Consider the following 24,832-nt stretch of genomic DNA (forward strand, 5'->3'; position numbering starts at 1 on the left):
GATCGCCACTCCCGGCTTGCAGCGCGATTGCTTGACGCAGGTCAGGCCGATAGAGCCATTCGCGCCGATCATCCATCTAGTCTGCAACGATGGGCAGTGTCGAGACGCCGAGCGGGCCGGTGCAACGTCTACGAGGAGCGAACCATGTATCAGAAGATCGTCGTGGCTCTGGATGGCAGCGAGTCGTCCAGATGGGCGCTGTATGAAGCGCTCGAATTTGCTCAGCTGACGCACGCGCGGCTTCACGCGGTGTACGTCGTCAATCCCTGGTGCGTGTCGCGCTACGCGGGCTATTTCAATGCCGAACAGCTTCGTAACGTGCTGCGCGAAGACGGCCGTCTCGCGCTCGAAGAAGCGCGCCGGGCCATGGCCGAGCGCGGCGTGCCCGGCGACACCGAGATCGAGGAGACAGAGAATGCAGCGGACGATATCCCGCACTGCCTCGCCCGTTGCGTGCAGCGTCAGGGCGCCGGCCTGGTGGTGATGGGCACGCAAGGCCGGCATGGCATAGGAAGGTTGTTGCAGGGCAGCGTTGCGGAAACGTTCTTGCGGAGCGCTCACGTTCCGGTGCTGCTGGTCAGGACTCCACGCGATCAGGACGAGATACCGTCGGGGCTGTAAAAAGGACGCCGGCGGCCGGGCGTCAGCGGCCGTCGCCGCCACGCCCAAGCTCTCAATGCCACTAGTGCTGGATCGGACTGAACCCGACTGTCTGCGCGAGAATCGGCAGTTCGTCTTCGTTGAGCGACAGCGCGTTCGCGAGCAGTTGCGCATTGATCCAGCCGCGGATCACGCAGGCGAGCCCCGCCGACGCACAATACAACGAGACGTTCTGCGCGATCGCTCCGGCCGTCACGGCGGAAAACCGCTCGCGCTGCTGCGCGGGCATGTCCAGTAAGCGCGACGTGCGAACTACGTAGACGAGGTCGAGCGGCGCCTCGCCGACGAAATCCTGGTAGCCGGTCTGCCCGCGCGCGTCGATGGCATGTTTGAGAACCAGTTGATGGTTCGGCGCGTCGTACCGGTACACGCCGTTTTGCAGTGCGGCGTAGATGTCGATTTCGTTGAACGCGTGCGGTGAGGGCGCGGTGCGGCCGCCGGTTGCGGGCCGGTTGATACCGTCGGCAGCCCAGAGCAACTCGCCCAGCACCGTGGGCGGCAATGCTGTCGGCGCGAACGAGCGGCAACTCGCGCGCTGCGCGAAGGCGGTCATCAGCGGCACGCCGGTATGCAACTCGGGCTTGGGCAGCGTAATGACAGCGGGAGTTTCGCCGGTGGCGAGCGGCGGCCGCAGGAGAGGCGCGGCCTGGTACGCAAGGAGTGGCATGTCGGTCATATCGGACTCCGTTGAATTGCGCCGAGGGTGGCGGTGGCACCGCCACGCTGCCCACGACAAGTGTCATTCCACGTTAGTCCGAAATCCCCGCTGCCGATTGATACAGATCAGGCGAAGCAGGTCCCTGTTTGTAGAGACGCTCGGGGGGCATAACGCCCATGCCTGTTGTGCAAAGACGCGACACGGATCGCGTCGATCCGGTCGAGTCCCGCTGCGTCGAGCAACGCATTGCCATGCTGCGCTGGACGAACATGAACGCGAGTCCGCGCAGTTCAATGGGCAGCGCGCGCCAGCATCGGGCGCGCAAGCGCACGAGCGAATGCGCCATCACGGCATTTAAAGGCCGTGGGTCGTTTCATCGATCGATTGCTTGCGCTTGGCGCGCGGTTGCGCCGATGCGCCGTCGAGGGCATCCAGTTTGGCGAGCAGCGCTGACGCCCGCGCGCCTATCGGGCTCTGCGCGTCGGTTTGGGCCGCCGCGGACTCGATGCGCGCTCGCCAGTAGGCCGGCTGGAAAACAAAGTGAGCGGAGCGCGGCGCTTCACACTGGAGCAGCCGTTCGAGTTGCCCGATCATCGAACCGATATGGGCAAGGTCTCGTTCATTGGAATCGATTCGAGCCATGTGCGTGACGGGCCCCATTTCGTGATGACAGGACGTGTTGCGATCCGACGAGACAAGTCCATGACGGGGCCATGTGAATGCGCCGCAACGCGCGACTCAGTCCCGCTGTATCGACCAGCATAGAGGTGCGCCCAGATGGTTTGATTGATCGCCGTCAAGGGCGCGTGACGTAGATCACGCGAAAACGCCTGTTTAATTCAATTTGCCGTGTGAGCTTGTGTGGACCGCACTTGTCTCCGCATGCTCACTGTGGTGTATCGGACGAGTGGTTTCCGCTCGCGACCGCTGTCCATTCCTGTGCATAGGCGGGCCGGAACTCCAATCTGCATTTGGCGCCGGTCGTCCGGGCGGCGGTGATAGTGGCTTGACGTGTATCAATGAGTGACCAGCCAGGGCGCAGAGAATCAGATATCGACGTCAGCTGGGCGAACGCACGCCCTCTTTGGGGACCCGATCATGAGCACAACGCACCTTGGCGGTCATGCCATTCACTCAATCCGACGCATCCTCGTGGCTGTGGACACTTCGCCGGAGTCAGCGCGCACAGCGGCGTATGTGTGTCACCTGACGCCGCCCGGCGCCCGGGTCCGCGTGGTGAGCGTCGCCGAAAATCCCCGCACCTTGTTGCCGCTCGGGTCGATGACGGATGGCGAGCTGCAGCTCGCGCGCGCCGAACTTGCCCGCGACGCGGGTGACGCCGTGGCGCGCGCAAAAAGCATATTCGCGGATGCCGGCATCGACGTCGAGTCGGACGTCGTGGAAATTTCGCGGCAAGGCGGCTATACCGCGAACGCGTTGATCGACGCCGCGGCGCAATGGCAGGCGGATCTGCTCGTCGTGGGCGCGCGTCAGCATCACGGTATGTTGCGCTGGATCGAAGGTACGGTTTCCGAATTCGTCACCACCCAGGCGCCCTGTTCGATTCTCGTGGTGCCGGCCAGCTACGAAACGGAGATCCAGTCGTCGCCGCGCCGGATCCTGTTCGCGCTGGACGGAAGCGCCGCGTCGCGCGACGCATTGCATTTCGGGCTGCAACTCGCCACACCCGAGGCCCGTCTTCGCGCCATCTATGTTGTAGATCGCGCCGTCCGGCTAACCGATATCGTGCCGATCCGCATGCTCGAGGAGGCGTTCGTCGAAGAAGGAAAAGTGATTCTGGCCGCCGCAGCGACGGTCTTTGCCGAATTGCCGAATCAGGCTGAGACCGCGGCGGTCGAAACGGCCCCCGCACGTGACGACGTCGCGCACGCGATCATCCGCGACGCGCAACAGTGGCACGCGGACCTGGTCGTCGTCGGCACCCATGGGCGGCGCGGCGTCGCGCGCTGGTTTCTCGGCAGCGTGGCCGCGCGCACCGCGCGTCTCACCGGCACGCCTTTACTGCTGGCGCGACCGGGCCACGAAACGTGAAACGGGCGACGGACATCGGCTGAATATACTGCGCGCCTGTCGCGCCATGCGAGCGCGGGGAGTGGCCGAAACGCCGGCGCGAAACGCCGGCTGACACACCTCCGGGCGCTCACGAACCTGGGGATCTTTCCGACATGTCGATCTTTAACTCACACGCGCTGCGCACCGCCTTTGCATTCGGGTTTCTTGTCCTGAGTGCCGCGGTTGCCGGGCAATCACTGCCCGAGGCGGTCAGCCGTGACGGCGTGCTGTACATGACGGGCGGCATCGGCGAGGACGACGCGAAAGCCTTTCGCGCACTCGCGCCTCGCTACAGCCTGCGCATGATGTTTACCACGGCTGCGGGCAACTATCTCTCCGATGTGGATGTGACGATCGCAAGCGCATCGGGGCGCGCTGTCCTCGACACCCGCACCGAAGGGCCGTTCCTGTTCGTCATGCTGCCGGCCGGACGCTATCGTATCGTCGCACATGCCGGGAGCACGGAGATCGGGAAGACAGTCGACGTGCCGCGCCGCGGCGGGGCGGATCTGCACATCGTGTTGCAGGAACGTGCCACCGGCAATGCGCGGACCAACTGTGCGCATTGCCGTGCACCCATGCGCGGCCAGAGCGAACCCTGATCATGGCGACGCAAGGCGCGACATCCGACGTGCCGGCGTCCGCCGTGCCTGCGCGGCATACGGCGGGTGGACTGACGCACGCGGAGGTCGTGGCATTGCAGGCGCGACACGGCCGCAATGTGATCGCGCGGGGCAATCGCCATCTCTGGTGGAGCACCGTGCGCGATGCATTCACCGAGCCGATGTTCCTGCTGCTGCTCAGCGCGAGCGGCCTGTATGGTCTGATCGGCGACATGACGGAGGCATCGACGCTGCTCGCCCTGGTCGTTGCCGTGCTGGTGCTGACCATCGTCCAGAGCCACCGGACGGCGAGCGTGCTCGAAGCGCTGCGTGATCTGTCGGCCCCGCGAGCGCAGGTATTGCGCGACGGCAAGCGGGAATACGTATCGGCGGCGGAATTGGTGCCCGGCGATCTTGTCATTATCGAGGAAGGGGCGAAGGTGCCGGCCGACGGTGCGGTAACGGAAGCCCACGAACTGAGCGTCGACGAATCGCTGCTCACCGGCGAGTCCGTCGCCGTCGAGAAGTTTGCCGGTTCATCCGGCAAATCGCCCGCAGACCCGTCGCGGAGCTGCCTGTTTTCAGGGTCGATGGTAGTGCGGGGTCAGGGCCGCATGTACGTCACGGCGACGGGCGCGCAGACCGAGCTTGGCCGGCTCGGCGCAAGCCTTGCCGAAGTGAGCGAGCCACCTTCACCCTTGCAGGTCGAGATGCGCGGCTTCGTCAGGCGGTTTGCGACGCTCGCGGTGATCATCTGTGTGCTGCTCGTCTTCGCCTATCGCTGGCGCATGGGCGGCTGGATACCGGGTCTGCTGGCCGGCATTACGCTCGCGATGGGCATTTTGCCCGAAGAGCTGCCGGTGATATTCACCGTCTTCATGGCGCTGGGCGCGCGCCGGATCGCGAGGGAGGGCGTGCTGACACGGCGTCTGAGTGCCATCCAGACGCTCGGGCAAACCTCGGTGCTATGCGTCGACAAGACGGGCACGCTGACCCAGAACCGTATGTCCGTGCGCGTGCTGTATGCACGCGGCGAAGAGCTATGGCTGAAGGACGGCGCGGTCAAGATCGGCCCGCAGTTTCATGAACTGCTGGAGTACCTCGTGCTCGCGAGCGAAATCGAGCCGCTCGATCCCATGGAGCGCGCGTTCCACGAGACGGGCCGCTCCTGTCTGGCCGGCACGGACCGGCTGCATGAACAATGGTCGCTCGTGCAGGAATACGCATTGACGCCTGAACTGCCCGCCATGTCGCATGGATGGGAGAGCCCCGAACTCGATCATCGGCTGGTGGCGTGCAAGGGTGCGCCTGAGGCGATCTGCTCGCTGTGCCACCTCGAAGCCGGTGAGGCGCGAGCGCTGATGGAGCGCGCCACGCATATGGCGGAAAGCGGGTTGCGCGTGCTCGGCGTGGCGCGGGCGCGGCATTGCGGCGAAACGTGGCCTGATCAGCAGCACGACTTCGCGTTCTCGCTGGTGGGGCTCGTCGGACTGCTCGACCCTGTGCGCCCGGAGGTGGCAGGCGCGGTTGCGCAGTTGAAGGTCGCGGGCGTGCGGGTCGTGATGATTACCGGCGACTATCCGTCGACGGCGCGGGCGGTCGCGGCGGAAGTCGGCATCGACAGCGCCCGCGTCGTAAGCGGCGCCGACCTTGCCGGCATGGACGATGCCGCGTTGCAACGCGCGATCGTCGACGCAAGCGTGTTCGCACGAGTCAGGCCGGAGCAGAAGCTGAGGCTCATCGACGCGTTCAGGCATGCGGGCGAGGTCGTCGCGATGACGGGCGACGGCGTCAATGATGCGCCCGCGTTGAAAGCCGCGCATATCGGCATCGCGATGGGCACGCGGGGCGCGGAGGTTGCGCGCGAGGTGGCGTCGCTGGTGTTGCTGCGTGACGACCTGACGCCGATCGTATCGGCCCTGCGGCTCGGCCGGCGCATCTACGAGAATCTGAAGATGGCGGTGGCGTACACGATCGCGGTTCATATTCCGATGATCGCCGCCGCGACCCTTCCCGTGGTGGCGGGTTGGCCGCTCATGCTCGCGCCGGTGCACATCGTGTTCCTCGAAATGATCATCACACCCGTTTGCTCGATTGTCTTTGAAAACGAACGGGAGAGCCGCTCGCTCATGCGTGATCCGCCGCGGCGAATCGGCGAGCGGCTCATGTCCAACCGCATCCTGGGGCTGAGCATTGCGCTCGGGTGCGTAGCCGCCCTGATCGTCGTAGGCGTGTATGCGGCACTGCTCGGGCGCGGATTCGATCCGCTCGACGCTCGCACGGCCGGCTTCCTGCTGCTCGTGGCATGCAACGTCGGGCTGATGTTCGCCGTGCGCGCGTTGCCGCACCGGCCGTCGGCGCGCCGCGCACGCCAGACGAACTTTTATGGGTGGGCCGTCGTGTTGCTTACGACGCTCGCTGCGGGCGTATTGATGACCTGGCCGGCGCTTGCCCGGCTGTTCGCTCTGCGTCCTGTTCTTGCCGTATGGCTGTGAGTCTGTCCATGCGGCGAAGCCATCACGGCAGGTTTGACCTCGATCAATCACATCGTGCCGCAGGGCCATAGTCTGAGGAGGTGGCGCATTGCCGGTGGGGCGCAACTTATTTGCGGGAATGCTTGCCGCGTCGAATCAGTTCGCAGCCGCGCGCAATCGCGCTGCCAGGTCATGCCGGAGGAGAAATTCCATGAAGTCGGACAGTCAATTGAAGCAGGAAGTCGAGGACGAACTGATGAGCAGTCCAGCCGTCGACGCAAACGGGATAGGTGTTGCCGTGGTCGACCGCGTGGTCACGATCACGGGACACGTTCCAAACTATGCGGCGAAAGTCGCGGCCGAAAAATGCGCGATGCGAATCGCCGGTGTCGTCGCGGTGGTTGTCGGTATCGACGTGAAACTGCGCGAATCCGAGCGGCGTACCGACGAGGACATCGCCTTGAGCGTGCGCGCGGCCCTGGACTGGATCGCCGGCCTCGAAGAGCATGCGATCAGGATCAAGGTGGAGAAAGGCTGGGTGACATTGAGTGGCGAAGTCGAGGACGGTTACCGCAGCCACATTGCCGAGAAAAATGTCGTCCATATGCGTGGTGTGACGGGCGTGACGAATGAGATCAGGATCCGCGGTTCGGCTTCTCCGCTCGACATTGAGTACAGCATCCGCAAAGCCATTCAACGGCATACCGATCGCGAGTTGAAGCATGTGGGCGTCGAAGTCGACGACGGCAAGGTAACCTTGTCGGGGCGTCTCAGTTCGGGCGTCGAACGCTCCATCGTGACGGGCGCGGCGCGCTCGACGCCGGGTGTGACGGCCGTTGTCGACCGTCTGGTGGTCGGTTGACGAAGCAGACCGCTGCCGCCGCGCTCATGGTTGTCGTGACCGGTTGTCGAGCGCGGCGTGTGCTTCATGCCAACGGACGATGGCGGACCAGATATCCGCCGCCGTCTCGCAGAAAATGAATAGTGCGGCGTCCTGTGGCGCGATCATGCCTTCGCTGATCAGAAACTCGAAATTGATCGCGCGGCGCCAGAACGATTCGCCGACCAGCACGACGGGCAGCCGCCGGATCTTGTTCGTTTGCAGCAGGGTCAACACTTCGAACAACTCGTCACAGGTTCCAAAGCCGCCCGGAAAAAACACGGCGGCTTGCGCGCGTTCCAGCAGATGGAGCTTGCGAATGGCGAAATAGTGAAGCTTGAAGCAGAGTTCAGGTGTGAGGTAGGGATTGGGTTCCTGCTCACGCGGCAACGCGATATTCAAGCCGATGCTCGGCGCCTTGAGTTCGTACGCACCTCGATTCGCTGCTTCCATGATGCCGGGTCCGCCGCCGGTGACGACGGCGAGCGACGACAGCGCTCCCGTGCACCGCGCGCTGCCGACAATACGGCCGAATTCGCGCGCGATCCCGTAGTAGCGACTGCGCTTGAGCAGTTGCTTCGCGACTTGCAAGGCGCTCTCGCTCTCGGGGTCGCCGGGCCGGCTTTCGAGCGTCCGCCGCGCTTCCTCGACCCGGCGGCGGGCGGCGGCCGGCGCGATGATCCGTGTGCTGCCGTACACCACGATCGTGTGCTGTATCGCATGGCGCTGCAACGTCTCTTCAGTCTTCCAGTAGTCGAGTTGCAGACGGATGCCGCACATTTCCGGGCGCCGCAGAAAGGCGAGGTCTTCGTCCGCTTCCAGGTAGGTTGGGCTTTCGATCATATGGCGCACGCGCGCCGAACGTTCGAAAGGGGCGTCCGCGTGGAGCCGCCGCGCTCTTCGCACGGATTCGGCCACGGCGGGCGCGTCCTGACACTGCGCGCACGCGGGGTCCGCACGATGCTCGACCACCGTGCCGACACGCGTTGCCTCGTTTTTATGGATGCTTGTCATGCGCGCTCCCGCCCGCTTCGTTACCGCAAAACGTTTATTGAAAGCCCGGTTGACCGATTTGCCCGGCGCTTTGCGCAACCCGCCGTAGCCTGTCGGTGTTGAAGCCCATCGCGGCTAGCCGGGCGAGCATGCCGGCGTAGGTGGCATCGTCCATCGCCGGCGCGCGTGCGAGTACCCACACCATGTTGCCGTCGGCCATGCAGCGAATCGTGTAGCGATAGTCGGGGTCCACATACGCGGTGACAACCACCACTTCGAACGGCCAGATCAGTCCCACTCGCCATTTCGTGTTGCCGGTTCCGGGCATCACCTTCGCGACGAACTGGCTTCCCGTCGGCGGCTGATCGAAACCGTGACGCCGGCCGAGGTACTTGTCGTCGATGCTTCCGTCGTCGCGCAAGGTCCACTCGTCGTAACTGCCGACATAATCGGATTCGCTGAGAAACGGGGTGTCCGCGATCACGTACCAGCGGCCCATGTACCGCTGCAGATCGATTGGCGGTCCTGCCACGCAGGCGGACTGGGATGCTTGCGCGTGCGGCGGGACCGCCGGATCATGCGCGCACCCCGCAAGGAGCATGGCAAGCGAGGCGATGCACGCCATTGACTTGTGCATAGGGTTTATCCGATGGGTTAGCGATGAAGCAACCTTGCCCGAATCCCCGCACACGAGCGCCCGGCCTTCGTCAATGAACTGGACAGGCCGCTGAAGTTCACGATCTCGCGGCGAAGGCGCGGATGAATACAGGCGAGGCCGAGGAACGCGCCCGGCAGCATTAAAAGGCCAACGAGTATTGTGCTTCTCAACATATCGCCTCCGGACCCCGATTGGTTTCTCTATTGATCGAGCATAAGGTTCGCGGCTCATGGCAGATTGACGTGTGTCAAGGCTGCGACGGGCCCCGCGAAAGTGACGGTAATACGCCCCAGGAGAGCGCCATGCGGGCCACAATGCGGACATCGGGGCACATTCACTGAGCGCGCGGATCTGCTTTTTGACGACGCTCCATCCTCGTACGGTGACAAGGCATGAAACATTTCGATGTGTTCAATGGTGACGCCGACGGAATCTGCGCGCTGCATCAATTGCGATTGACGAAGCCGTTGAAGTCTTTGCTGATCACCGGTGTCAAGCGCAACGTGGAACTGCTCGCCCGCGTTCCAGCCAGGTCCGGCATATCCGTGACCGTGCTGGACATCTCGTTGGACTCCAATCGGGCCGCGTTGCTCGAATTGCTTCGACACGGCGCCGAAGTCGAGTACTTCGATCATCACTTTTGCGGAGCCATTCCTGAGCATCCCAACCTGAAGGCGCACATCGACACCGCGCCCGACACGTGTACGAGCCTGCTCGTGGATCGCCATGTGGGCGGGCGACAGCGGCTGTGGGCTATCGTGGGCGCTTACGGCGACAACCTCCTGCACGCGGCGCGCACGCTTGCCGCGAGTTGTACGCTCGAGCCCGCGCAACTCGACCAGTTGCGTGAACTGGGCGAGTCGATCAACTACAACGCCTACGGAGAGAGTGAGGCGGATTTGCTGATCCCGCCTGTCATGCTTTACGAAATTTTGCGCCCGTATGCCGATCCATTCGACTTTCTGGCGAACGAGCCGATCGCGCGGACGCTCTGTGAATCGCTACGCCGGGACATGGCACTGGCGCTGAGTTTGCCGCCCGATACCGCTTTAGCGGGCGGAACCATCTATGTGCTGCCCAATGAACCGTGGGCACAACGAGTGCGCGGCGCTTTCGGCAATTTTCTGGCGACGAGTTCTCCTGATCGTGCTCACGCCGTGCTGAGCCAGAGCGTTCAGGGGGAATACGTCGTCAGCGTGCGCGCGCCGCTGGCGAATCCTTATGGTGCCGTCGAACTGTGCAGGCAGTTCACAGGCGGAGGAGGGCGCGAGGCTGCGGCGGGTATCGGCCGGCTTCCGCATGATCGGCTGAGGGAATTTACGGTCGCGTTTGAACGAGCGTTCGCTGATGCGTCTCAGGCTCAGACACTTTCCGCTCAGGCTGCGGGGCCAGCCACGAAGTGACGCCGCGTGCACTACTGCGTGTCCTGAGATGGACGGGCGAGGAGCGCGCGTACTTCAGCGTCGTTGGTCTGCTCGAACTCCTGATAGAACTGGCCGACGCCGCCGAAATGACGCGCGCGGTGCAGACAGACGAACTCATCGGCGAGGGCGGCGAGCCGCCTGGCCGTGCTTTCCGGCGCGACCGGTACGGCAACCACGATTCGAGCCGGCTTGCCGCTGCGCAACGCCGCAATGGCGACACGTACCGATGAGCCGGTAGCGACGCCGTCGTCGACGATGATCACTGTGCGGCCCTCGAGATTTAGCGGTGGATCCTGTCCGCGATAGAGCGCTTCTCGCCGTGCCAGCTCGCGGCGTTCATCGTTGAGTACGGTGACGACTTCCGACTGGCTGACGCCTGCCATCCGGATCGTCTGCTCGTCGAGATAAAGCGCGCCGCCCGAGGCTATCGCGCCCATGGCCATTTCCGGATCTTGCGGCACACCCAGCTTGCGCACGATCAGCACGTCGAGCGGGACGCCCAGCGCACGCGCGACCTCGTAGCCGACCGGCACGCCGCCACGCGGCAACGCCAGTACGATTACATCGGCGCGCCCTGCGTAGTCGCCCAATTGCCGCGCGAGCAGGCGCCCTGCGTCGGCGCGATCGCGGAACGGAGGCTCTGTCTCTATCCGGTTCCAGATCATGGCATCACCGCTTCGATCCACAATCGGCCCATCTTGCGAGGATAGATTGTCATGTCCCGTCTCCCTCCGAATGCGCGATACTGCGGCACTCGTCGCTCACCTGATCGATATCTCGCGATAGAGCCGCTCGATTTCCCCGCGCTCACAGAGCGTCGTGCCCGCACCGAGCAAAGTCGCCGATGCCGCAGCCATCCCATAGCGAAACGCTTCATCGATATCCGCATTTCGATTCAGCGCCCAGATCAGCGCGCCGACAAAGCTGTCACCGGCGCCGATTGAACTGGTCACTTTCATCGGCAGTCCCGCCGCCCGCAAGCACCGCTCGGCGGTGACCACCAACGCGCCTCGCTCTCCGAGTGTCAGCGCGACGATCCGGGCGCGACCGGCGCGCACGATCTCCTGCGCGGCGTCGATCCAATCAGGTTCTTCGCGTAGTGGCCGGCCCGTGAGATCCCGCAACTCGTTCAGACTCGGCTTGACGAGCCAGACGCCTGCGTCGAGCGCCGCGGTCAGTGCCGGGCCCGACGTGTCGAGCACGACCCGCGTGTCCTGTGCCGACGCGAGGTTCGCGAAGCGCGCGTAAATGTCGTCCGGCGCACCGGGAGGCAGGCTGCCGCTCAGCACCAGATAGCGGGGCGGCGCGCTCAGTGCGCGGACCTCGTTGATGCAGCGCTGCCATTCGAGCGCGGCGAGCGTCGGCCCCGGCAACACGAAGCGGTATTCCAGACCGGTGGATTGCTCGTGAACGGAGAAATTCTCGCGCGTTTCCCCGGCGATCTCGATGCACACGCCGGTGAACGCTTCGGCGTCCAGCAGACGTCTTAGCATCTCGCCGGTTGCGCCGCCCGCGAGATAGAAGGCCGAGCAGTCTCCGCCAAGACGCTGGATGACGCGGGCGACGTTGATCCCGCCGCCGCCCGGATCACGCCGCGCGGCGCTGCATCTCAGCTTGCGAGTATCGACCACCCGTTCGATCGATGTCGCGACATCGACGGCGGGGTTGAGTGTGATCGTCACGATGTCCGGCATGGTTGGCCAGTCTCCTTCGATTCGGCGCAGCGAGCGGCTAGGCCGCCGAAATCACCGGTACCGCCGATGCTTCCGATGCCGCCAACGCGGCCTGCTCGGCGGCGGCAACGCGTTGCTTGACCGCGATGAAGCTATCGGGGCTCACCGACATCGAATCAATGCCGCATTCGACGAGAAACCCGGCGAACTCAGGATGGTCGCTCGGCGCCTGGCCGCACAGACCGATATGCACGCCCGCCTTGTGCGCTTCGGCCACGACACGCTCGATCATCCATCTGACGGCGTCATCCTGTTCGTCGAACAGTTCGGCGAGTTCGACGGAGTCCCGGTCCACGCCCAGGGTCAACTGCGTCAGATCGTTGCTGCCTATGGAGAAGCCATCGAAGCGTTGCGCGAAAGCCTTGGCCAGAATCACGTTGGACGGTATCTCGCACATCACATACACCTGGAGATCTGCTTCCCCGCGTTTCAGCCCGTTTTCCGCCATGACTTCGAGCACGCGGTCGGCTTCTTTCGTCGAGCGGCAGAACGGAATCATGACAACCACGTTGTCAAAGCCCATTTCGTTGCGCAGGCGGCGAATAGCCTGGCACTCCAGCGCAAAACCTTCGCGGTAGCGCGCCGAGTAGTAGCGCGACGCGCCGCGGAAACCCAGCATCGGGTTTTCTTCCTTCGGCTCGAACTCGGAGCCGCCGATCAGGTTGGCGTACTCGTTCGTTTTGAAGTCACTCATACGAACAATCACGGGATGCGGGTATTGAACGGCGGCAATCCGGCCCAGACCCCGCGCGAGCCGGTCCACGAAATACTCGGTTCGGGGTTCATAGCCGGCGGTCAGTTCGGCGATGGTCTTTTTTGCGTCCTCGTCTTTTAACGTGTCGTAGCGGACAAGGGCCATTGGATGAATCTTGATATGGTTGCTGACCACGAATTCCATGCGCGCCAACCCGACGCCGTCGGCGGGGATTCGCCACCAGCGGAACGCCGCAGCCGGATTGGCGAGGTTCAGCATGATCCTCGTGCGCGTTGCGGGGATGTTGTCGAAATTGATTTCCTCGACCTCATAGTCGGCGGTGCCTTCGTACACGAATCCTTCGCGGCCTTCGGCGCATGAAACGGTGACGTTCTGCTCATCGTGCAGCACATGGGTCGCATTGCTCGCACCGACGATAGCCGGAAGACCGAGTTCCCGGCTCACGATCGCGGCGTGCGAGGTACGCCCGCCGAAATCGGTGACGATCGCGGCAGCACGTCTCATGAGAGGCACCCAGTCGGGGTCCGTCGTTCGTGTGACGAGAATCGATCCGTCGACGAAGCGGTCCGCCTCGCGCGGACTGTCGATCACGCAAACCGCTCCGGCTGCCACGGCTTCGCCGATGCTCACGCCGGATACGAGCTTGCGGCCCGCCTTTCTGACGTGATAAGTCTTGACGGCGCTGGCCTCCCTGCGCGACTCGACAGTTTCCGGCCGGGCCTGAACGATGAAGATTTCGTCGGTACTGCCGTCTTTGGCCCATTCGATATCCATCGGCTGGCCGTAATGCTTTTCGATCGTGCACGCCCAGCGCGCCAGGGTGAGAATTTCCTCGTCGTTCAGTACGAACGCCGCGCGCTCCGCCTTCGAGGTCGGCACGTTTTTGGTGGGCCGCTCGCTCTCGTTCGTGTAGATCATCTTGAGGCCCTTGCCGCCGCGTTTCTTTTCAATGATGGGCGACAGTTTAGGGTCGGACAGAAGCGGTTTGAACACTTCATACTCGTCGGGATCGACCGTGCCTTGCACGACATTTTCGCCGAGGCCCCAGGCCGCGTTGATCAGGACAATCTTCTCGAATCCGGTTTCCGTGTCGATGGAGAACATCACGCCAGCTCCACCCTGGTCGGAGCGCACCATGCGTTGTACGCCGACCGAGAGAGCAACCTTCAGGTGGTCGAATCCTTTCGCCTGCCGATAGCTGATCGCGCGGTCCGTGAAGAGCGATGCATAGCAGCGCCTGCAGGCTTCCAGCAACGCGCGCTCGCCCCTCACGTTCAGAAACGTTTCCTGCTGTCCGGCGAAGCTGGCGTCCGGCAAATCCTCGGCGGTCGCGCTCGAACGCACGGCCACGTCCATCTCGGTCGATCCGGCGCGGCGGTTCAGTTCCGCGTAGCCGCGGCGGATGGCTTGAGCCGTGTCATCGGGCCATTCACCGCGCAGGATGGCCCGGCGGATAGTCTGCCCGGCTTCGGCCAAAGGGATCTTGCCGTCAGCCAGTTCCGCAAGCACGGACGACAGCATGTTCGTCAGGCCATTCGCTTCGATGAAGTGCCGGTACGCGTCGGCTGTCACGGCAAAGCCTGGTGGCACTTTAATGCCGCGCGCCCCGAGATTGGCCACCATTTCACCGAGCGAAGCATTCTTTCCGCCGACGCGAGGCACATCGGTGCGCCGCAGTTCCTCGAACCAGACAACGTGCTGATCGTCCATGTGCTACTCCTTTGCGGCGGCCAGATACCGATATGCCGGCAGACGTGAACCAACCGTGAACCAGGCGCGAGCCAGGCGCGAACGTCGGCCGCGGCCGGCGAGATGGGCCGGGCTTGTCGGCCCTGGCCGGGCGTCAAATCGTCAGGAAACCCTGGAAAATCCAGGGAAGCTTCAAACGGGAAGCGTGGGTCGGCTCATCGAACGGGCCGGTGCAGGAGCCGGAGAAGCCAGGACTGCCATCGGATGAAAACGCCGGCACGAATGAATAGACGTCGTTGACCGTGACCAGAAAGTCGGGGTTGAACCGGGAAGGCGCGTAGATCGAAACGTTCTTGAAGAACTTGAGCGATGGCTCATCGAGCAGTGCGTCGGGTGTCGCGGCGCTCAACGGCTCCGCCGTGTCGTAGTGCGCGGGTAGCTCGAAGCGAAACTTTCCGTGTGTGACGGTCTCTGGCGGTGTGAAAGTCAGTTGGACGCCGGGATAGCACAAAGCGTAAGCCGGCGGCGCAACAGGCCCTTCAGGCCCGACAAGGAGGGGCGGATAGGCCCAGAGGGCGAGCGTCAGCGGGCTAGTCCGCTGAGCGAAATATTCGGCCAGCCAGTTCATGTTGTCTCCTCCTATGGGCATGGGGACGTCGTCGTTCCATGCCGGTCTCAACAGCGTCGGGTGTTCACGACGTGATGCAGGCGCGGATCTCGCCGCGCACCGAACCGCGCACCGAGCCGCGCACCGAACCGAATGGTCTGCATCGCTTCACCGTGACTCTTTCAGCATATGCGCGCGACCTTGGACGCCGTTGATGTGCATCAACCCCGAAGTCACTGCCGAACCAGAACGGCGCGACGCGGCGCATGAGCGTGACGTGGTCCGGGCGTGCTTGACTTGAGTCAATCGGGAGTCGCCGGCGCAGGACTATGGTTCACGCATCCGGTCCCGGATTCTTTCGCATTCACGGCGCGCATCGCGCGCGGCGAAGGGCGCATAGCGGCAGGAGATATCGATGAAATCAGATCTGGAACTCAAGCATGACGTGGATCAGGAGTTGCTTTGGGATCCTGCGCTCGATGCCAGAACCATCACCGCCACGGTGCTCAACCGCATCGTCACGCTCGAAGGTTCCGTGAACAGTTGCGCCCAGAAACTCGCCGTGCAGAAAGCCGTGCAGCGGGTAGCCGGCAGTCGTGCGGTGGTGCTCGACCTGGTGGTTCGCGCGCCGTCCCCGCTGAAGCACACGGACGAGGATCTGGCTGACGCGATCGTCTCGGCGTTGCGATGGCAGGAAGGACTTCCCGAAGACGCGATCCAGGTGTTGGTGGAACACGGTTGCGTCACGCTGACCGGCGAGGTGGATTACGGCTTCCAGCGTCAGATGGCCGAAGTACTCGTGAGCCGGATGCGAGGGGTCGTAGGCGTGGCCAATCAGATCGAGGTACGAATCGATCCGGTCGCCGCCGACGTCAGCAAACAGGTGGCCGATGCATTGCAACGGCGTTCGCGGCATGAGTCGGGCGGTATTTCGGTCGACGTGCACGATGGCGTCGTCCGCTTGACCGGCGTGGTCGACTCGCTGCTCGACAAGCGGGTGGCCTGCGGCGTCGCCTGGGGCACCAAGGGCGTCCGGTGGGTGGTCGACCAACTGGTCGTCGCATGAATGGCATCGGCGCAGCATGCGCGCGCCGGAACGTCTGTGCGCTTGATCTGAAACACTGTGGGCGCTACGCGCCTTCCTACCCTGTTCGCAACTACTGCGACTTCTATGACGAGGGGTTCCGAAATGACCGCGATACAAGCACGATTGAAGCGCAAACAGATGCGCCGCGACAAACAGCCTCAGGCCCATATCTACGACAGTTACCGGCCGCGCGGACGGAGTGCCGGCGCATCGCGTTGCCCCGACTGCGGCGCGATCTATGACGACGGCCGCTGGACGTGGCGCATGTCGGCCGAGCAGATGCATCAGTTGCAATGCCCGGCGTGCAAGCGGATCCACGAGCAGGCGCCGGCTGGAGAAATCACGTTCGACGGTGACTATTTGCTGAGCCGCGCGGACGAGGTCCTGGCGCTGCTTCATCACCAGGCAGATGGCGAGAGCAAGGAACATCCGCTCGAACGGATCATGGATATCCAGCAAAACCCGGAGCATATCGTCGTGCAGACGACGGGGCCGCATCTGGTTCGCCGGCTCGGCGCGGCCATGTTGCATGCGCATCAGGGAACGCTGGAGATCAGCTACCGGGACAACGAAGGGCTACTGCGTGCCCATTGGGCCCGTTCATCGGTGAAGTGACAGGCGCGGCCGGTTTTCCCCAACTGACCGACGATCGACGCAAACGGCGATGAATGAAAAATCCAATTTCACTGGCTTCCTGATACCGGTCGGCGTCGTACTCCTGCTGCTGGCGCAGATCTTCCTGTACCGGCAGCCGATCGAACCGATTGCGTACAGCGACTTTCACCGGCTGCTGGTCGCCCGGCAACTCGACAATCTGGAAATCGGCACGGAGCAGATCACCGGCAGCGTCCGGATGCCCGGCGCGGCTGCGCTGTTGCCGGCCTCCGCCGCAAGCGGAATCGCCGCCAACGGCGAGCCGTGGCGCTTTTCGACCGTGCGGGTGAGCGACGAGCATCTGATCGAGGATCTGGCCGGCTCGGGCGTCCGCTATACCGGTGTGGCCGACAAGATGGGCTTGGCGGCATTGCTGGGCTGGATCTTTCCGGTCCTGATGTTTGCGGCCGTCTGGAGTGTTTTCATGCGGCGCGGTGGCGGTGGTTTGCGCGATTTCAGCGGGATCGGCAAAAGCAAGCCCAGAATCTACGTCGCGCAGGATACCGACGTTACGTTCGACGACATCGCCGGCATTGACGAAGCGAAAGCCGAACTGAAACAGATCGTCGAATTTCTGCGTAACGCCGAGCGCTATCGCCGCCTCGGCGGCAAGATTCCGAAGGGTGTGCTGATCGTCGGTGCGCCGGGTACCGGCAAGACCTTGCTCGCGAAAGCCGTGGCGGGAGAGGCGGGCGTGCCGTTCTTTTCGATTAGCGGGTCGGCGTTCGTCGAGATGTTCGTGGGCGTTGGGGCGGCGCGCGTGCGCGACCTGTTCGAACAGGCGCAAAAGAAGGCGCCGTGCATCGTCTTTATCGACGAACTGGATGCGCTGGGCAAAGTGCGCGGCGCCGGGGTCACGTCCGGCAACGACGAACGCGAGCAAACGCTGAATCAACTGTTGGTCGAGATGGACGGATTTCAGCCGAATTCCGGCGTGATCATTCTGGCGGCGACCAATCGCCCGGAGATTCTCGATCCGGCGTTGCTGCGTCCTGGACGCTTCGACCGGCACATCGCGATCGACCGCCCGGACCTCAACGGACGCCACCAGATTCTGCAGGTCCACGTGAAGAAAGTGACCTTGGCCGCCGACGTCGATCTGGCCGAGATTGCATCACGCACGCCCGGTTTCGCCGGAGCCGATCTCGCCAACGTGGTCAACGAGGCGGCCTTGCATGCTGCCGAACTCGACAAGCCGGCGGTAGGCATGGCGGACTTCGACGAAGCGATCGACCGTGCGATGACGGGCATGGAACGCCGAAGCCGCGTGATGAACGAACAGGAAAAGATCACTATTGCCTACCACGAAGCGGGACACGCGCTGGTCGCGCTGAGCCGGCCGCATTGCGACCCCGTCAAGAAGGTATCGATCATTCCGCGTGGCGTCGCGGCGCTCGGCTATACGCAGCAGGTGCCGACCGAAGACCGCTACGTGCTGCGCAAAAGCGAACTGCTGGACCGGCTCGACGCGTATCTCGGCGGCCGAGTGGCGGAGGAGATCGTCTTCGGCGACGTCTCGACTGGCGCCGAGAACGATCTGGATCGGGCCACGGCGTTGGTGCGGCATATGGTGACCCGCTATGGAATGAGCGAACCGTTGGGGCTTTTCACGTTCGACAGCAGCGATCCCGGCTTGGGTTATCCGTCGGCGGGCGGGCGCGGCGAGCGCTTCAGCGAGAGCACGGCGAAGCTGGTCGACGACGAGGTTCGGCGCACACTCGCCGAGGCGCATGAACGTGTCACGCGCACGCTCGCTGAGCGCCGCGAGCAGTTGGACCGCATCGCGAGGCGGCTCCTGGAGTGCGAAGTGCTCGATCAGGCCACCTTGCTGCAGGTGATGGCTGGCGACGCGGCGCCGGCCGCAGGGCGGCAACCAGGCACGCCAGAGGCGGAGATGCCAGGTGTCGCGCAGGACGCTTCTGGCCGTGCGGCGCCCGAGGCGCACATGACAGGCAGTCCGTCTCCAGTCGAGCAACACGGTTGACCCGGATAGCGGTTAGCGATCCACGCGCCGGACTGCCCGCGCCTGAACGGCACGGTAGCACCCGGCGATAGAACGAACCGGAGCCGACGCGCTAATCGATGGAGCGCCAGAACGCGGTCAGCGCAGGGTAAATGACATCGTGCCATTTCGGCCCGGTGAACAGGTCGTAGTGGTCGCAATTCTCAACGGTCAGCATTTGCCGCATGGCCGGCGCAATACCGCTGCAAAGCGTCTGTGCCGCATGTGTCTGGCCGGCTCCGGTAATGTCGTCGCGTGCGCCTTCGACCGTGCAGAGCGCCGTCGAAACGATATCCTGAGGCCGCACCGGTTGCGTGCCGATCTGCCAGGTCCCGCGAGCCAGCGAGTATTCCTGAAAAGACACACGGATCGAATCGAGAAAGTAGTCCTCGGTCATGTCGAGGACAGCCGCATATTCGTTCAGGCGCCGCAAAGCACTCGCGGTCGCCCGCTCATCGCCCGAACACTGGGCGGCCCAGTAGCCCGATTCGAGCGCCCATTGCCGGTCGGGGTTGGCGGCGACGAACGCCGCATGCTGGACGAACCCGGGATAGACGCGCCGGCCGGCGCCGGGGTGGGGCGGCGGGACCGTGTCGATCGCCGTGTTGCGAAACCAGTCGAGCGAATGGGTTCCAGCAAACTTGCCGATCTGCGTTGGAGCGATACGCGCGTCGATCGGACCGCCCATGAGCGTGATGCTGCGCGCGGGCAGCTCGCCGGCGCTTGCCGACAGCGCGGCGGCCGCTAGCGCGGGGCTCGTTGCCTGACAAACGGCGACGATGTGCAGCGCTGTGCTTCCCGTCGCGCGCAAGAACTGCTGGATGACGAGGACGTAGTCGTCGAGTCCGAATGACCCGGCGTCCAACGGCACGTCGCGCGCGTTCGCCCAGTCGGTGACGTACACGTCACCGTCCTGCAGCAGCGTTTCAACGGCTTCGCGCAACATCACCGCGTGGTGGCCCGCGAGCGGTGCACAGAGAAATACCGCGGGCGCGTCGCTGCCCGGCTCCGGCAGGAACGCCCCGACGTCGGGCGCGCGGCTGAACTTGCGCAGCGCGCAAAACGGCGTGCGCTCGATCACCTGCTCGACGACCGCAACGTCCCGTCCGCCGATGCGTACTGTCGGGATGTCGAAACGGGGCGCTTCCGCCGGCGGCTGAATCAGGCGGTAGAGCCAGTCGTAACCCATCGCGGCGGCTCGCGTCTCGGGCGCTTGCATGCTGCCGTCGCCGGCAGGCAGACTCCACGCGCCAAGCATGCGCATCAGGTTGCGCTGTGTTTCCAGCCATGCGTACCACATGCTGCCTCCTCAAGGTTCTATTGGACCCGTCAGTCGATACCGGCGCCGATCGTTTGCCGCGCCTGCGAAGCCACGCGGGCGTTATTCGTGTGCTGTTCTTGCCTGTTCGCGGTCTCGCACGATTTCATACCTGCCCCGGAGAGCGATCCGGAGAATTCTCTGCATAGCCGAGGATAACGTTGCGCCGGCCAGTTCTCATGGGCTTGACCGTGATCAACGAAGCCAGGTTCACAGCGAATACTGTAGGTCTGCAGGGATACACGAGTTTGCGCCGGGTAGCGTGCGCCGATGCCTGCATTCATCAGCCCAGTCCACGGGGTCATTAAAACAGGGAGAAGGCTCAATGCGCATCCTATGTCTTGGTTTGCTGGCTGTCATGGTCATGGCGGTTTCCGGATGCGGTTACAACGCCATTCAGAGGCAGGACGAGCAGGTAAAGGCAGACTGGTCGGAGGTGGTCAACCAATACCAGCGCCGCGCCGACCTGGTGCCGAACCTCGTGAATACGGTAAAGGGTTTTGCTGGCCAGGAGCGGTCCGTGCTGATCGGCGTTACCGAGGCTCGCGCGCGTGTCGGATCCGTGCAGGCTACACCCGAACTGCTGAACGACCCTCAGGCGTTCGCCCGTTTCGAGTCGGCTCAGGCGCAACTATCGAGTTCGCTCTCGAGGCTGCTCGTCGTATCCGAGGCGTATCCGCAGCTGAAGTCTGACGCGAACTTTCGCGACCTGCAGGCACAACTCGAAGGCACCGAAAACCGCATTGCGGTGGCCCGAAACCGATACATCAAGGCAGTGCAGGACTACAACACGACGGTTCGGTCGTTCCCTTCCAATCTGACGGCCAGTGTGTTCGGCTACAAGGAAAAGCCCAATTTTTCGGTCACGAACGAAGCGGAGATCGCTCGGCCGCCGCAGGTCGATTTCACTACGGCGCCCACGCCGGCAAGCGGAGCAGCCAATTGAACCTCCTCAAAGTCGCCGGCACATGGCTATTTGTGCTCTCAGCATTTTTGTCGTCTGGCGCCGGCGCGCAAGCGCCGATTCCGGCCCTGACCACGCATGTGACGGACGTGACGGGCACGCTCGCCGACGCTCAACGCGCATCGCTCGAACAGACCTTGCAGGCGTTCGAGGCGAAAAAGGGCAGCCAGATCTCGGTGCTCATGGTGCCGACCACCGCGCCGGAAACCATCGAGCAATATTCGCTTCGCGTTGTCGAGCAATGGAAGCCGGGCCGCAAGAATATCGATGATGGCGTGCTGCTGATCATCGCGAAGGAGGACCGGACGCTTCGCATCGAAGTCGGCTATGGCCTCGAAGGCGCGCTCACCGACGCGACGAGCAGTCGCATCATCAACGAGACGATCGTTCCGCGGTTCAAACAGGGCGATTACTACGGCGGCGTCGCCGCCGGCGTCGACAGCATCATGCGTGTGGTCGATGGCGAGCCGCTGCCGCCGCCGGACCAGCGCGCAAGCGGCCCGGTGCAGCTTGCACATTATCTGCCGGTTCTTTTCGTGCTGACGCTCGTCGCGGGCGGTGTGTTGCGCGTCTTGCTGGGGCGGCTGCCCGGCGCCGTCGTGACCGGGGGCGCGGTTGCGCTCGTGGCCTGGATGTTGTCGGGCGCGCTGTTCATCGCCGCCGTCGCGGGGGTGATTGCGCTCGCGTTTACGCTGCTCGGCAGCGGTCTCGGCGCGGTCGCCGGCGCTCGCGTGATCGGCGGGCAGCCCGGCAGGTTCGGCGGCGATTCGGGCCGCACGATCTTCCGGGGCGGTGGCGGCGGATTTGGCGGCGGTGGCGCGTCGGGCAGGTGGTAGCCATGAACCTCGAACGCATCGTCAGACATTTGTTCCTGACTCGCTGGCATGTGAACCGGGCCTTTCCGGTCCCCGTGCTGCGCGCCATCGAGAAAGCCGTCCGCGACAGCCATCGCGCGCACATGGGGCAGATCCGGTTTGCGGTCGAAGGTACGCTCCACATCGCGGCGCTATGGGAGGGCATGTCGGCGAGAGAACGTGCGATCGACGTGTTTTCCCAATTGCGAGTCTGGGATACGGAGCACAACAATGGGATACTGATCTATCTGCTGCTCGCCGACCATGATGTGGAGATCGTTGCCGACCGTGGCGTGCATGCGAGGGTCAAGCCGGGCGAGTGGGAAGCCATCTGCCAGCGAATGGAGGCGGAATTCAGACGGGGTAACTACGAGGCTGGCGTGCTGAGTGGCGTCGCGCAGGTAACGGAGTTGCTGAAGAAGCATTTCCCCGCGGAAACCGGGACGTTCGAGGAACTGCCGAGTAAGCCGGCTATTCTTTGACCATGCGCCCGTTTGCGCAGGGCAGACAAGGGTTCCTCGAGCGAGTGGCCAGCGGTGTGATTCGGACTGTTTCGTTTGCACACCGGGCCGACATGCGCGGGGTTCGAAGAGATGTTGTGTGCAGGGAGTTGAAAACGTGAAAGATGCGTACGAGCGGCGTGCATTGCTGCTTCATCTGGGCGACGTGCTGGAGACGGTCAATCGTCTCATGGCTTGTGGCGCCGACAGGCAAACCGTGAACGAGGCGGTGGCCGCGAATGATTCGCTCAAGGGCTTACCGTTGCTCACGCACGTATCGCCCTCGATGAACTCACGGGATTTCATCGAGCATGTCGCCGCTGGTTTTGTTTCGTGGCCGAAAGCGTTGCTTGAATTGGAACTGGATCGCGAGCAGCTCGCGCGTACGGTGCGGCACGCGCTGTTTGCCGGCAACGCGCAAGGCTGGCAGGACTATGCCGCGACACTGCGCGAGGCGGTCGCGTGGTTTGGCTCGGGTCAGGAAGCGATGGAAGCGAGCGAGGCAGCCGACGAGGCCACGAGCAGTGATGCGGAACAGCCGGAGCCTCTGGCTCGCGACGCGCAGATGGCGCGGCCGGGGGCCGGCGATGTCGAACGGGAAAGTGGCGACCCGTCATCGGCTTCGCGTGAGAGCGTGGAAAACGACGAGCGCTTGTACCCGTCGTGGCCCTGGAAGTCGGGAGTGTGACTGGTCTGATCAAATGATGTTCAGCGCGTGCCTTGATTCAGCACAAAGATGATCGGGCGGGCCCGCGATAAGGTTCGTATTGGGGGTGGGGACCCCCAAGGAGTAGCGTGTTGAGCCCGGTTCGTCCGGGCTTTTTTTTGCGCTTCCGCGCAAGAGGGGCTGCTCCCGTTGGTTTGCGAGCCCGCTTGGTGTTGGGCGAGGCCATGCGCGATGACGAGGCATCTAACATCAATCGCGCCTTGGGCGGAATATCAGCCACGCTGCGAGGCTGGTGAACAGCACCGCGATCGTGGCGATGATCCAGAATCCGTGCGTGTCGTATTTGAAGGGAAGGCCACCCACGTTCATCCCGAGCAAACCGGAGATCAGGTTGATCGGCAACGCGATCACGGTGACGGCGGTCAGGATCAACACGCTCCTGTTGGTATGCTCGGCAACGCGGTCGGCAATCTCCGCTTCCAGCAACTTGATGCGCTCCTCGAGGCTGCTCATGTCGCGCAATCTTAGCGAGAACTCCTCGGCGGATTGCCGCAGTGACTGCATGTCTTCGTCACGTGCCCATTTGGGCGGCCGGTTGACGAGGCGAAAGAGCGCGGCGGGCTCCGGCGCCAACAGGCGGCGCAGGCTGACCAGATCGCGGCGAATGATGCCGAGGCCCGAACGCTTCGGCAATTTACCGGCGAGCAGCGTTTCATCCACCTTATCGGCCGATCTCGCCGCCAACCGCACAATCCCGATCAGCACATCGGCCTGCTCTTCCAGCAGGTTGATCAGGAGCGACAGCGGGCTGCGAAAGGGTTGCCCGCTTCGACAGCCAGTCTCAATTGATTGACCGAACGCAGCGGCCGAGCGTGCGCGCTGAGCAGGCAGCGATCGCTGACATTGAGCCATAACGTTGCCACCTGGAGAGGCTTTTGCCTTCCGAAGTCGTATTCGACGTCGTTGAGTACGGCAATGACGTCGTCGTGTACGTGCGTCATACGGGTTGAACGGGAGCCTTCCCTGAGGGCTTCGGCGAAAGCCTCGGGCATGGCCACGCTGTGTTGCAACGGCAAACTCTCCAGCACGGCGGGAATATCATGAAAGTGCAGCCAGATGAATTCGCCGCTGTTGTCGTTGCGATTGGCTAACCACCGGGTCGCCGAGTCTGCGTCTATCTTGCGGCCCACGCCGTCGGCTGAAAACAGATAGCCGCGCTCCAGAGGGAATGCGTCTGTTGTCTGCGCTAGCGGCGTGGCGGTGCTCATTCGATGCTCCTTCCTGCCCGGCATGAGCGGTTGCGCGTCGACGATCTTGAGCGTGCACCTATCCTTATCGGATCATCCGTTTTTTAGTCAGGACGGTGAGCGCGTCAGTCTCGCGGTTATCTCAGTCAAGCCGCGCGAGCGCACGTCGCCTTGAACGCCGTGCCGACTCAAGACCTCTCTGCTCAGGTCCTTCTCTGTTCAGGGCGCTTCGCTTCCTGAACCGGTTGGCGTGACTCAAGCCAGAGCGCGTTGACTATGCCGAACGAAAGCGCCACGCCAATACCAAGAATCCAGCTGAAATACCACATTGTGTGCTCCCGGTTGTTCAGGTCCAGTGATTGAAGCAAGATTC

At 63.5% G+C, this 24,832-nt stretch carries 26 protein-coding genes; 13 read left to right on the plus strand and 13 right to left on the minus strand.

Going from position 1 to position 24,832, the window contains the following annotated elements; genetic code table 11:
- The first annotated feature begins 144 nt into the window (after nt 1-144).
- The gene (locus P0D70_RS20090; protein ID WP_408185763.1) at nt 145-621 is read left to right on the plus strand and encodes a universal stress protein; all 477 of its coding nucleotides are present in this window, start codon (nt 145-147) and stop codon (nt 619-621) included.
- A 61-nt stretch (nt 622-682) separates the two neighbouring features.
- Here the strand turns inward: P0D70_RS20090 and P0D70_RS20095 are convergent, their stop codons facing one another.
- Together P0D70_RS20095 and P0D70_RS20100 are read right to left on the minus strand one after the other, a co-directional pair.
- Nucleotides 683-1,336: a nitroreductase family protein gene (locus P0D70_RS20095; RefSeq protein ID WP_408185764.1), complete on the minus strand. Its 654-nt coding sequence runs from the start codon at nt 1,334-1,336 to the stop codon at nt 683-685.
- Between the two features lie 336 nt (nt 1,337-1,672).
- Nucleotides 1,673-1,960, minus strand: a complete 288-nt coding sequence (locus tag P0D70_RS20100) for a hypothetical protein (protein WP_408185765.1) — start codon at nt 1,958-1,960, stop codon at nt 1,673-1,675.
- A gap of 456 nt (nt 1,961-2,416) precedes the next feature.
- Between P0D70_RS20100 and P0D70_RS20105 the strand changes: the two genes are divergently transcribed.
- From P0D70_RS20105 to P0D70_RS20120, 4 genes are all read left to right on the plus strand, one after another.
- The gene (locus P0D70_RS20105) at nt 2,417-3,370 is read left to right on the plus strand and encodes a universal stress protein (protein WP_408185766.1); all 954 of its coding nucleotides are present in this window, start codon (nt 2,417-2,419) and stop codon (nt 3,368-3,370) included.
- 134 nt (nt 3,371-3,504) lie between these two features.
- A complete protein-coding gene (locus tag P0D70_RS20110) occupies nt 3,505-3,993 on the plus strand; it encodes a peptidase associated/transthyretin-like domain-containing protein (RefSeq protein WP_408185767.1) in 489 nt (162 codons plus the stop codon).
- 2 nt (nt 3,994-3,995) lie between these two features.
- Nucleotides 3,996-6,488 carry a cation-translocating P-type ATPase gene (locus tag P0D70_RS20115; RefSeq protein WP_408185768.1) on the plus strand — a complete coding sequence of 831 codons (2,493 nt, stop codon included), beginning with the start codon at nt 3,996-3,998 and terminating at the stop codon, nt 6,486-6,488.
- A 190-nt stretch (nt 6,489-6,678) separates the two neighbouring features.
- On the plus strand, nt 6,679-7,329 hold the full coding sequence (locus P0D70_RS20120) for a BON domain-containing protein (RefSeq protein WP_091793560.1): 651 nt from the start codon (nt 6,679-6,681) through the stop codon (nt 7,327-7,329).
- Nucleotides 7,330-7,353: 24 nt separating this feature from the next.
- Here P0D70_RS20120 and P0D70_RS20125 read toward each other — a convergent pair whose 3' ends face one another.
- Nucleotides 7,354-8,361 carry an LOG family protein gene (locus P0D70_RS20125; protein ID WP_408185769.1) on the minus strand — a complete coding sequence of 336 codons (1,008 nt, stop codon included), beginning with the start codon at nt 8,359-8,361 and terminating at the stop codon, nt 7,354-7,356.
- Between the two features lie 34 nt (nt 8,362-8,395).
- Nucleotides 8,396-8,977: a lipocalin family protein gene (locus tag P0D70_RS20130; RefSeq protein ID WP_408185770.1), complete on the minus strand. Its 582-nt coding sequence runs from the start codon at nt 8,975-8,977 to the stop codon at nt 8,396-8,398.
- Between the two features lie 413 nt (nt 8,978-9,390).
- Between P0D70_RS20130 and P0D70_RS20135 the strand changes: the two genes are divergently transcribed.
- Nucleotides 9,391-10,401 carry an acetyltransferase gene (locus P0D70_RS20135; RefSeq protein ID WP_408185771.1) on the plus strand — a complete coding sequence of 337 codons (1,011 nt, stop codon included), beginning with the start codon at nt 9,391-9,393 and terminating at the stop codon, nt 10,399-10,401.
- A gap of 11 nt (nt 10,402-10,412) precedes the next feature.
- On the opposite strand, the gene P0D70_RS20140 is transcribed toward P0D70_RS20135, so the two are convergent.
- The 4 genes from P0D70_RS20140 to P0D70_RS20155 form a co-directional block, all read right to left on the minus strand.
- Complete coding sequence (locus P0D70_RS20140; protein ID WP_408185772.1) at nt 10,413-11,087, minus strand: phosphoribosyltransferase; 675 nt, start codon at nt 11,085-11,087, stop codon at nt 10,413-10,415.
- A gap of 96 nt (nt 11,088-11,183) precedes the next feature.
- Entirely contained in the window at nt 11,184-12,116 is a 933-nt protein-coding gene (locus P0D70_RS20145; RefSeq protein WP_408185773.1) for a 1-phosphofructokinase family hexose kinase, read from the minus strand.
- Nucleotides 12,117-12,153: 37 nt separating this feature from the next.
- Nucleotides 12,154-14,580 carry a phosphoenolpyruvate synthase gene (gene ppsA / locus P0D70_RS20150; RefSeq protein ID WP_408185774.1) on the minus strand — a complete coding sequence of 809 codons (2,427 nt, stop codon included), beginning with the start codon at nt 14,578-14,580 and terminating at the stop codon, nt 12,154-12,156.
- A 133-nt stretch (nt 14,581-14,713) separates the two neighbouring features.
- Nucleotides 14,714-15,187 (minus strand): hypothetical protein, encoded by a 474-nt coding sequence (locus P0D70_RS20155; protein ID WP_408185775.1) that lies wholly within the window; start codon nt 15,185-15,187, stop codon nt 14,714-14,716.
- A gap of 394 nt (nt 15,188-15,581) precedes the next feature.
- Between P0D70_RS20155 and P0D70_RS20160 the strand changes: the two genes are divergently transcribed.
- The 3 genes from P0D70_RS20160 to ftsH all read left to right on the plus strand — a co-directional run bounded on the left by P0D70_RS20160 (nt 15,582) and on the right by ftsH (nt 18,891).
- Entirely contained in the window at nt 15,582-16,232 is a 651-nt protein-coding gene (locus P0D70_RS20160) for a BON domain-containing protein (protein ID WP_408185776.1), read from the plus strand.
- A gap of 123 nt (nt 16,233-16,355) precedes the next feature.
- Nucleotides 16,356-16,868: a BCAM0308 family protein gene (locus tag P0D70_RS20165; RefSeq protein WP_408185777.1), complete on the plus strand. Its 513-nt coding sequence runs from the start codon at nt 16,356-16,358 to the stop codon at nt 16,866-16,868.
- A 49-nt stretch (nt 16,869-16,917) separates the two neighbouring features.
- On the plus strand, nt 16,918-18,891 hold the full coding sequence (ftsH, locus tag P0D70_RS20170) for an ATP-dependent zinc metalloprotease FtsH (RefSeq protein WP_408185778.1): 1,974 nt from the start codon (nt 16,918-16,920) through the stop codon (nt 18,889-18,891).
- Nucleotides 18,892-18,982: 91 nt separating this feature from the next.
- Here the strand turns inward: ftsH and phaZ are convergent, their stop codons facing one another.
- Nucleotides 18,983-20,209: a polyhydroxyalkanoate depolymerase gene (phaZ, locus tag P0D70_RS20175; protein ID WP_408185779.1), complete on the minus strand. Its 1,227-nt coding sequence runs from the start codon at nt 20,207-20,209 to the stop codon at nt 18,983-18,985.
- 29 nt (nt 20,210-20,238) lie between these two features.
- Nucleotides 20,239-20,511 carry a hypothetical protein gene (locus tag P0D70_RS20180; RefSeq protein WP_143048301.1) on the minus strand — a complete coding sequence of 91 codons (273 nt, stop codon included), beginning with the start codon at nt 20,509-20,511 and terminating at the stop codon, nt 20,239-20,241.
- Nucleotides 20,512-20,552: 41 nt separating this feature from the next.
- Between P0D70_RS20180 and P0D70_RS20185 the strand changes: the two genes are divergently transcribed.
- From P0D70_RS20185 to P0D70_RS20200, 4 genes are all read left to right on the plus strand, one after another.
- The gene (locus P0D70_RS20185) at nt 20,553-21,173 is read left to right on the plus strand and encodes a LemA family protein (RefSeq protein ID WP_408185780.1); all 621 of its coding nucleotides are present in this window, start codon (nt 20,553-20,555) and stop codon (nt 21,171-21,173) included.
- Complete coding sequence (locus tag P0D70_RS20190) at nt 21,170-22,027, plus strand: TPM domain-containing protein (protein ID WP_408185781.1); 858 nt, start codon at nt 21,170-21,172, stop codon at nt 22,025-22,027. Before P0D70_RS20185 ends, P0D70_RS20190 begins: the two co-directional genes overlap by 4 nt.
- Nucleotides 22,028-22,029: 2 nt before the next feature.
- Nucleotides 22,030-22,527, plus strand: coding sequence for a TPM domain-containing protein (locus tag P0D70_RS20195; protein WP_091793592.1), 498 nt, complete (start codon nt 22,030-22,032; stop codon nt 22,525-22,527).
- Nucleotides 22,528-22,663: 136 nt separating this feature from the next.
- A complete protein-coding gene (locus P0D70_RS20200; RefSeq protein WP_408185782.1) occupies nt 22,664-23,233 on the plus strand; it encodes a hypothetical protein in 570 nt (189 codons plus the stop codon).
- Between the two features lie 228 nt (nt 23,234-23,461).
- On the opposite strand, the gene P0D70_RS20205 is transcribed toward P0D70_RS20200, so the two are convergent.
- The 3 genes from P0D70_RS20205 to cydX all read right to left on the minus strand — a co-directional run bounded on the left by P0D70_RS20205 (nt 23,462) and on the right by cydX (nt 24,788).
- Nucleotides 23,462-24,103, minus strand: a complete 642-nt coding sequence (locus tag P0D70_RS20205; protein WP_408185788.1) for a CorA family divalent cation transporter — start codon at nt 24,101-24,103, stop codon at nt 23,462-23,464.
- Complete coding sequence (locus tag P0D70_RS20210; protein ID WP_408185783.1) at nt 24,004-24,480, minus strand: magnesium transporter CorA family protein; 477 nt, start codon at nt 24,478-24,480, stop codon at nt 24,004-24,006. Before P0D70_RS20210 ends, P0D70_RS20205 begins: the two co-directional genes overlap by 100 nt.
- A gap of 182 nt (nt 24,481-24,662) precedes the next feature.
- Nucleotides 24,663-24,788: a cytochrome bd-I oxidase subunit CydX gene (gene cydX / locus P0D70_RS20215; RefSeq protein ID WP_091800412.1), complete on the minus strand. Its 126-nt coding sequence runs from the start codon at nt 24,786-24,788 to the stop codon at nt 24,663-24,665.
- Nucleotides 24,789-24,832: the final 44 nt, after the last annotated feature.

This window comes from Paraburkholderia sp. RL17-381-BIF-C, from assembly GCF_046026435.1.
Lineage (GTDB): Bacteria > Pseudomonadota > Gammaproteobacteria > Burkholderiales > Burkholderiaceae > Paraburkholderia.

Excerpts from the sequence above, each read along its gene's own strand:
- P0D70_RS20090 (WP_408185763.1), top strand. The coding sequence starts at position 145 with ATGTATCAGAAGATCGTCGTGGCTCTGGATGGCAGCGAGTCGTCCAGA.
- P0D70_RS20095 (WP_408185764.1), bottom strand. The coding sequence starts at position 1,336 with ATGACCGACATGCCACTCCTTGCGTACCAGGCCGCGCCTCTCCTGCGG.
- P0D70_RS20100 (WP_408185765.1), bottom strand. The coding sequence starts at position 1,960 with ATGGCTCGAATCGATTCCAATGAACGAGACCTTGCCCATATCGGTTCG.
- P0D70_RS20105 (WP_408185766.1), top strand. The coding sequence starts at position 2,417 with ATGAGCACAACGCACCTTGGCGGTCATGCCATTCACTCAATCCGACGC.
- P0D70_RS20110 (WP_408185767.1), top strand. The coding sequence starts at position 3,505 with ATGTCGATCTTTAACTCACACGCGCTGCGCACCGCCTTTGCATTCGGG.
- P0D70_RS20115 (WP_408185768.1), top strand. The coding sequence starts at position 3,996 with ATGGCGACGCAAGGCGCGACATCCGACGTGCCGGCGTCCGCCGTGCCT.
- P0D70_RS20120 (WP_091793560.1), top strand. The coding sequence starts at position 6,679 with ATGAAGTCGGACAGTCAATTGAAGCAGGAAGTCGAGGACGAACTGATG.
- P0D70_RS20125 (WP_408185769.1), bottom strand. The coding sequence starts at position 8,361 with ATGACAAGCATCCATAAAAACGAGGCAACGCGTGTCGGCACGGTGGTC.
- P0D70_RS20130 (WP_408185770.1), bottom strand. The coding sequence starts at position 8,977 with ATGCACAAGTCAATGGCGTGCATCGCCTCGCTTGCCATGCTCCTTGCG.
- P0D70_RS20135 (WP_408185771.1), top strand. The coding sequence starts at position 9,391 with ATGAAACATTTCGATGTGTTCAATGGTGACGCCGACGGAATCTGCGCG.
- P0D70_RS20140 (WP_408185772.1), bottom strand. The coding sequence starts at position 11,087 with ATGATCTGGAACCGGATAGAGACAGAGCCTCCGTTCCGCGATCGCGCC.
- P0D70_RS20145 (WP_408185773.1), bottom strand. The coding sequence starts at position 12,116 with ATGCCGGACATCGTGACGATCACACTCAACCCCGCCGTCGATGTCGCG.
- ppsA (WP_408185774.1), bottom strand. The coding sequence starts at position 14,580 with ATGGACGATCAGCACGTTGTCTGGTTCGAGGAACTGCGGCGCACCGAT.
- P0D70_RS20155 (WP_408185775.1), bottom strand. The coding sequence starts at position 15,187 with ATGAACTGGCTGGCCGAATATTTCGCTCAGCGGACTAGCCCGCTGACG.
- P0D70_RS20160 (WP_408185776.1), top strand. The coding sequence starts at position 15,582 with ATGAAATCAGATCTGGAACTCAAGCATGACGTGGATCAGGAGTTGCTT.
- P0D70_RS20165 (WP_408185777.1), top strand. The coding sequence starts at position 16,356 with ATGACCGCGATACAAGCACGATTGAAGCGCAAACAGATGCGCCGCGAC.
- ftsH (WP_408185778.1), top strand. The coding sequence starts at position 16,918 with ATGAATGAAAAATCCAATTTCACTGGCTTCCTGATACCGGTCGGCGTC.
- phaZ (WP_408185779.1), bottom strand. The coding sequence starts at position 20,209 with ATGTGGTACGCATGGCTGGAAACACAGCGCAACCTGATGCGCATGCTT.
- P0D70_RS20180 (WP_143048301.1), bottom strand. The coding sequence starts at position 20,511 with ATGAATGCAGGCATCGGCGCACGCTACCCGGCGCAAACTCGTGTATCC.
- P0D70_RS20185 (WP_408185780.1), top strand. The coding sequence starts at position 20,553 with ATGCGCATCCTATGTCTTGGTTTGCTGGCTGTCATGGTCATGGCGGTT.
- P0D70_RS20195 (WP_091793592.1), top strand. The coding sequence starts at position 22,030 with ATGAACCTCGAACGCATCGTCAGACATTTGTTCCTGACTCGCTGGCAT.
- P0D70_RS20210 (WP_408185783.1), bottom strand. The coding sequence starts at position 24,480 with ATGAGCACCGCCACGCCGCTAGCGCAGACAACAGACGCATTCCCTCTG.
- cydX (WP_091800412.1), bottom strand. The coding sequence starts at position 24,788 with ATGTGGTATTTCAGCTGGATTCTTGGTATTGGCGTGGCGCTTTCGTTC.